Here is a 6,007-nt window from a genome sequence, read left to right on the forward strand (position 1 = left end):
TGGCCAGCAGCACGGCGTCGGTCTTCGCCATCCGCGCCTCGACGCCCAGCACGACGCAGCCCGCCAGCATGACGCCGGCCAGCGCCCCCGCGGCCGGCCCGAACAGCCGCGTCCCGGCCCAGGCGGTCAGCAGCACCGACAGCACGGCGCCCAGCAGCGACGGCACGCGGTAGGTCCAGATCACCTTGGCGTCCGCGCCGATCGCCGCCGTGGCGGCGCTCTGCAGCCAATAGATGCCGACCGGCTTCTTCCAGCGCGGCTCGTCCTGGAAGCGGATGTCGATCAGGTCGCCGCTTTCCAGCATCTGGGACGAGGCCTGCGCGAAGCGCGCCTCGTCACGGTCGAACGGCGGCAACTCCAGGAAGCCCGGCGCGAACAGGCCGAAACTCAACACCGCCAGCAGGGCGTACACCGCCGCGCCGCGCAGCCGCGCCGCAAGGCCGCCGCCGGCCGCCGGGACCTGCTTTTCGGCCTGGACCGCCGCCTCGCTCATGGCTCGGCGCCTTCGCGCTTGTGCGTCCAGACGAAGTACAGGTTGCGAAAGTAGATGAGCAGGCCCAGCCCCTGCCCGAACATGTAGACGGGGTCCATCCGGTAGATCGAATAGGCCAGCAGCAGCACGCCACCGCCGATGCTGAAGTACCAGAAGGTCTCCGGCACGATGCTGCGGCGGACGCGCTCGCTGGCGATCCACTGGACGACGAAGCGCATCATGAACAGCGCCTGGGCGAAGAAGCCGATGCCGATCCAGACGATCTCGGTCGTCGAACGGTCGTTGAACCAGGCAACAAGGGCGTCGAGCATGGAATGGGGTGTCCGGACAGGGCCGGGCGGGGGCGCGTTCAGCGCTCCTCGACCGCGGGGGAAAGTTTGGTGCGCTGCTTCAACCAGAAGACGCCGAGCAGGTCGACGACGCCGATCAGGCCACGGCGCCAGTTGGTGTACTTCGACACGCCCCGCTCGCGCGGCCGGTGGTTGACGGCGACGTAGGCCACCGGGTGGCCGTGCGCGCGGAACAGCGCCGGCAGGAAGCGGTGCATGGCGCCGAAGAACGGCAGGTCGAGGAAGGCGTCGCGGCGGAACAGCTTCAGCCCGCAGCCCGAATCCGTGCAGCCGTCCTGCAGCATCGACTGCCGCACGGCGTTGGCGAACTTCGACGCCCAGCGCTTCGACAGCGTGTCGCGCCGCGTCTGCCGCAGGCCGCCCACCAGAACCGGCCCGCCCTCGCGGTCGGCCAGCGCCAGCAGCGCCGGGATGTCGGCCGGGTCGTTCTGCCCGTCGCCGTCCAGCGTGGCGACCCAGGTGCCGCGCGCCGCCTTCACGCCGCTGCGCACCGCCGCACTCTGGCCCGAACGCCGCAGGTGCCGCACCACGCGCAGGCACCCGTCGGCGCCCTGCCGCGCCACCAGCTTGGCGACCGTGTCGTCGGTCGACCCGTCGTCGACGAAGATCACCTCGAAGCGGCCGTGCGCGGCCATCGCCCGCTCGATCTCGTCGAGCAGCGGCAGCACGTTCTCGGATTCGTTGAACACGGGTACGACGACCGAAAGCCGCACCGGCTCCCGGCCGTCCGTGGAATTGGTCACGGCGGACAGTCCCATTCGCAAAACGGCCGGCAAAATACCGCCGCCGTCCCGCAAGCGGTAGCGGAAAAGAATGGGAGGCCGCCATGACCCTCTCCCGCCCCGGGAGAGGGTGGCCGCCGGAAGGCGGCCTCTCGCGCTGGCACAGGCCAGCGCTGACGGCGTCAGGCGGATGCCTTTGGCATCCGCTGAGAGCCGGGTGAGGGTAAGCGCAAGGATCCTTGCAGTTGCCCTCACCCTCCCGCCCTGCGGGCGGGCCCCTCCCTCTCCCGGGGCGGGAGAGGGTTTAAACTACCCCTGATCCACCGGCACCGGGACGTAGCGCAGGTCGCCCTGGTGGCTGATCAGCATCAGCACCGTCTTGCGCCCCTGCTCGCGCGCCTGGCGGATGCGGCTGATCACATCCTCCGGCCGCACCACCGGCTCCTGCCCCACCTCCAGGATGATGTCGCCGGGGTCCAGGCCGCGGTTCGACGCCACGCTGCCCTCGGCCACGTCGGTGACCACCACGCCCTGCGCGTCGGCGTCCAGCTCGAACGTCTCGCGCAGCGCCGGGGTCAGCGGCGCCAGGGTCAGGCCCAGGATCTTCTCGGTCCGGCCGGTGGCGGCCGGCGGGCGCGGCTCGCTGGATCCGGCGGCGGCCATCAGCCGTTCGGCCTGCAGCTCGCCCACCGTCACCTTCAGCGACGTCTGCCGCCCCTCGCGCAGCAGCGCCACGTCCGCCTCCCGCCCGATGGGCGTGTTGGCGACGACGCGCGGCAGCTCGCGCATGGACTTGATGTCCTTGCCGGCGAAATGGACGATCACGTCGCCCTGGCGGATGCCCGCCTTCTCGGCCGGCCCGCCGGGCGTCACGCTGGTCACCAGGGCACCCTTGGGCTCCTGGACGCCCAGGTTGTCGGCGATGTCCTGGGTGACGCGCTGCACCTGCACGCCCAGCCAGCCGCGCTTCACCTCGCCATGGTCCTTCAGCTGCTCGATGACCGGCCGCGCCAGCGCCGACGGGATGGCGAAGCCGATGCCGACGGACCCGCCGGTGGGCGAGTAGATGGCCGTGTTGATGCCGATCACCTCCCCCTCCAGGTTGTAGAGCGGCCCGCCGGAGTTGCCGCGGTTGATGGAGGCGTCGGTCTGCAGGAACTCGTCGTACGGCCCCTGCTGGATGTCGCGGGCGCGGGCCGACAGGATGCCGGCGGTCACCGACCCGCCCAGGCCGAACGGGTTGCCGATGGCCACCACCCAGTCGCCGACTTCCACCTTCTCGCTGTCGCCCCAGCGCGTGGCGGCCAGCGGCTGCTTGGGCTCCACCTTCAAAAGCGCCAGGTCGGTCAGCGGGTCGGAACCCACCAGCTTGGCGTCCAGCCGGGTTCCGTCGTGCAGGATCACGTGGATCTCCGCCGCCTCGCCCACCACGTGGTTGTTGGTCACCACATAGCCCGAGGGATCGATGACGAATCCGGAGCCGAGCGCGGTCGGCGGCCGCTGCGGCTGCTGTTGCTGCTGCTGTTGCTGGCGGTCGCGGAACTCGCGGAAGAACTCCTCGAAGGGCGAGCCGCGCGGGAACTGCGGCGCGTCCGGCATGCGCGGCCCGCCGCCGGGCGGCGGCTGCGTGGTCGAGATGTTGACCACGGTGTCGAGCTGGGTCCGCGCCAGCGGCGCGAAGGTCGGCGGCGGCGCCTTCGGCATGACCGGGGTGGCCGGCATAACCGGGGCGGCGGACGTGGACGGCGGGTCGCCCGTCTGGGCGGCAGCGGTGCCCAGGGGCAACGCTGCGGCACCCGCCAGCGCGCACGCCAGCGCCAGCCGCCGCAGACGGGGAAGCGGATCGCGGGAAAGCAACATGGGCAGACTCCGGCAATCGGGCGCGGCGCGCAGCATCGCGCAAGGGCACCGCTCACGTTCAAAACAGCGCAAGCCGTCCTGAATTCCAAAGCAGCCGATCGGTTTGAAAGGCGAACCACCACTGCGGTACTTTTAAAATCCGTGCGGCTACCCTTTCAACGCAGTGCAATCCCGGCCGCGCCGGCGCGGCGATACCGCTTTCACGACTTGCAATCATCGCGCGCGCTAGGCCGAACGGTGAGCCCCGGCCCCGCCGCATAGCCCCGAATCCGCTTTGCTGCGCAAAGTAAAGCTGGTATTTTCGCGGACAGTCGCCGATATTGTTCCGCACAGACAAACATCGCCGCAACACAACCTCCGACAAAGCACGTTGCTCTCACGCAGGGCGGCGTCGGAAGCGTGCGATCCCGTACGAGCACCCCATGACGCAAAGTTCTCTTTGGCAGCCGAGCGATATTATGAACGCAGAAACCGGGAACGAACCGGAGTCTCCGAAGCGGCGCGGACGCATCCCTCAGTCGGCATGGCCGCAGATTCTTGAGAGATACCGTGCCGGCGCGACGCTTTCCGCGATCGCCCGCGAATTCGAGTGCACTCCCAGCGCCATCTCCTACATCGTCCGCAAGGCCGAAGCCTCCGGCGCCCTGCCGGCGGGGGAGGGTGCCGCCGCCGAAGCCGCGGACGCGGACGGCGCGGCGATGGAAGGCGCGGCCGTGGAGGGCGCCGAACCCCGCTCCGAACAGGCCGCCGCACCGGTGGAAGCCGTCGTCGACGCTCAGCCGCAGGCCCAGCCCGCACCGCGTCCCGAGCCGCGCCCGGCCCCGCGCCGCGCCGCTCCGACGCCCGCTGCCGCTCCGGCCCCCGCTCCGGTCGAGGCACGCCCCGCCGCCGAAGCGGCCCCGGCCCCGACTGCGGCCCCGGCGGCCCCGGCCGCCGCACCCGCGCACCAGCCGAAGCAGCGCCTCGAACTGCCGCGCGCCGAAGTCCGCGAAGCCCGCGAGGCGCAACGCGCCGAGGCCCTGCGTGCGGAAGCCGCCGCTGCCGCTCCGGCGCCGCAGCCCGTCCCGGCCGCCCCGGTTCCCGCCCCGGCGCAGGACGCCACGCCCCGGACGCCCGGCCAGCCGACGCCGCCCATCGACGCGGTCGAGGGCCGTCTTCGCGAAACCGCCAAGACCTGCCTCGCCGCCTACCGCGGCTGGCGCCAGCAGCCCAGCGAAGGGACGATCCAGTCGCTCTCCGACGCCGTGCACGAGCTGCGCAAGGCCCTGGCGCGCATCGAGATCGACATGTCGGCCAGCCGCCGCGACGAGCAGGTGATGCGGCCGATCCCGATCCCCGCGCACCGCACGTCCCGCCGTACGCCGTCGTAAGCAGCGTCGTAAGCAGCGCGTGTTTTTAATGAAGGCCCCTCCGCCGGCCCCCGGCGGAGGGGCTTTCGTTTGCCGGGCCTCTGCCGAAAGGCAAAGCCGGCGGGAATCCCGCCCCCCAAAAACCCTTACCAAAAGCGGGGGACACTCGCGTGCGGAATGCGTTATTATCGGCGCAACGAAAAAGAGCGCTCGAGGAAACGCGAATGCCCTATCACCGCAACGGGGAACTCCCGGAATCCGTCCGCTCGCACCTGCCGGCGCAGGCGCAGGACATCTATCGATCGGCCTTCAACAACGCCTGGGCGCAGTACGGCCGCCCCGAATGCCACACCAGCGGCACGCGCGAGCAGACCGCGCAGAAGGTCGCCTGGGCCGCCGTCAAGCGCCGCTTTGAAAAGGTCGGCGAGCAGTGGCACCGCAAGCATTGAAAACGCATTGAAAGCGGCGTCTTCGAAAAGGGGACAGAGCAATCGCTTGAAAGGCCCCCCCTCTCCCGCGACTACCTGATGCACACATCATGGCGGACGCTGAAAAAGCCCTTCTCCCCTTGAGGGAGAAGGGTTGGGATGAGGGGTATTTACGCCCGGCAGGGCGGACAAAGACTCTTTTCCGGCTCTCCGAGCCGTAATCACCCTCACCCCAACCGCGACGCCCTTCGGCGTCGCCCCCTCAAGGGAGAGGGGCTATACAGCAACCGCAAGCCCTTCAAGCGATTGCCCTGGCAAAGGGGACCGTAGGTCGGAGCGAGCGTCGGCGGAAACCCGGCGCTCCACACGCCCGAAGAGGCCGGGTTCCCGCGTCGCTTCACCCCGACCTACGCCCGCCGGCGCTCACTTGATGCCGAGCATGCCCTCGGCCTTCATGAGCGCGGCTTCCGATTCGGCGTGCTTGCCGGCCTTGTGAAGATTCTCACCGTCGGCGCGCAGCTTCTTCACCTCGGTCATCTGCTGCGCGGTGAGCTGCGGGTTCTTCGCCAGCGCGTCGTCGATGGCCTTCATATGGCGCGGGCAGCTGTTGGCGAGCGCCGTGCCGGTGAAGGCGACGGCAAGCACGGCCGCGAAAACCGTTGTGCGGAGCATGGCTTCCTCCCTGAAGCGAAGGCTGTGAAGGCGGCCTCCGATCGGGAAGGACGTTTCCGCGGCGCCGATTATTCCCGGCCTACCCCTTCAGGCCTGCCGCCTACGCCGTCCTGGCCGTGCGCAGCGCGCGGGC

Annotated in this window: 6 protein-coding genes and 1 pseudogene; 2 read left to right on the forward strand and 5 right to left on the reverse strand. The window is 70.2% G+C overall.

From position 1 onward, the window contains the following. From VED21_RS28120 to VED21_RS28135, 4 genes and pseudogenes are all read right to left on the reverse strand, one after another. Nucleotides 1-493 (reverse strand): annotated as a pseudogene (locus VED21_RS28120) (glycosyltransferase family 39 protein); the annotation flags it as partial. Continuing rightward, nucleotides 490-804, reverse strand: coding sequence for a lipid-A-disaccharide synthase N-terminal domain-containing protein (locus VED21_RS28125; protein WP_324888343.1), 315 nt, complete (start codon nucleotides 802-804; stop codon nucleotides 490-492). The gene VED21_RS28125 and the pseudogene VED21_RS28120, both read right to left, overlap by 4 nt. A 38-nt stretch (nucleotides 805-842) precedes the next feature. Continuing rightward, nucleotides 843-1,586 (reverse strand): glycosyltransferase family 2 protein, encoded by a 744-nt coding sequence (locus VED21_RS28130; protein WP_324888345.1) that lies wholly within the window; start codon nucleotides 1,584-1,586, stop codon nucleotides 843-845. A 288-nt stretch (nucleotides 1,587-1,874) separates the two neighbouring features. After that, the gene (locus VED21_RS28135) at nucleotides 1,875-3,425 is read right to left on the reverse strand and encodes a DegQ family serine endoprotease (protein ID WP_324888346.1); all 1,551 of its coding nucleotides are present in this window, start codon (nucleotides 3,423-3,425) and stop codon (nucleotides 1,875-1,877) included. A 698-nt stretch (nucleotides 3,426-4,123) separates the two neighbouring features. Here VED21_RS28135 and VED21_RS28140 point away from each other — a divergent pair. Further along, nucleotides 4,124-4,795, forward strand: coding sequence for a hypothetical protein (locus tag VED21_RS28140; RefSeq protein WP_324888347.1), 672 nt, complete (start codon nucleotides 4,124-4,126; stop codon nucleotides 4,793-4,795). Nucleotides 4,796-4,998: 203 nt separating this feature from the next. Continuing rightward, a complete protein-coding gene (locus VED21_RS28145) occupies nucleotides 4,999-5,223 on the forward strand; it encodes a ChaB family protein (protein ID WP_324888348.1) in 225 nt (74 codons plus the stop codon). Nucleotides 5,224-5,625: 402 nt separating this feature from the next. On the opposite strand, the gene VED21_RS28150 is transcribed toward VED21_RS28145, so the two are convergent. Beyond that, nucleotides 5,626-5,874 (reverse strand): hypothetical protein, encoded by a 249-nt coding sequence (locus tag VED21_RS28150; RefSeq protein WP_324888349.1) that lies wholly within the window; start codon nucleotides 5,872-5,874, stop codon nucleotides 5,626-5,628. Between the last annotated feature and the right edge of the window lie 133 nt (nucleotides 5,875-6,007).

This window comes from Azospirillum sp. (assembly GCF_035627195.1).
Lineage (GTDB): Bacteria > Pseudomonadota > Alphaproteobacteria > Azospirillales > Azospirillaceae > Azospirillum.

Excerpts from the sequence above, each read along its gene's own strand:
- VED21_RS28125 (WP_324888343.1), bottom strand. The coding sequence starts at position 804 with ATGCTCGACGCCCTTGTTGCCTGGTTCAACGACCGTTCGACGACCGAG.
- VED21_RS28135 (WP_324888346.1), bottom strand. The coding sequence starts at position 3,425 with ATGTTGCTTTCCCGCGATCCGCTTCCCCGTCTGCGGCGGCTGGCGCTG.
- VED21_RS28140 (WP_324888347.1), top strand. The coding sequence starts at position 4,124 with ATGGAAGGCGCGGCCGTGGAGGGCGCCGAACCCCGCTCCGAACAGGCC.
- VED21_RS28145 (WP_324888348.1), top strand. The coding sequence starts at position 4,999 with ATGCCCTATCACCGCAACGGGGAACTCCCGGAATCCGTCCGCTCGCAC.
- VED21_RS28150 (WP_324888349.1), bottom strand. The coding sequence starts at position 5,874 with ATGCTCCGCACAACGGTTTTCGCGGCCGTGCTTGCCGTCGCCTTCACC.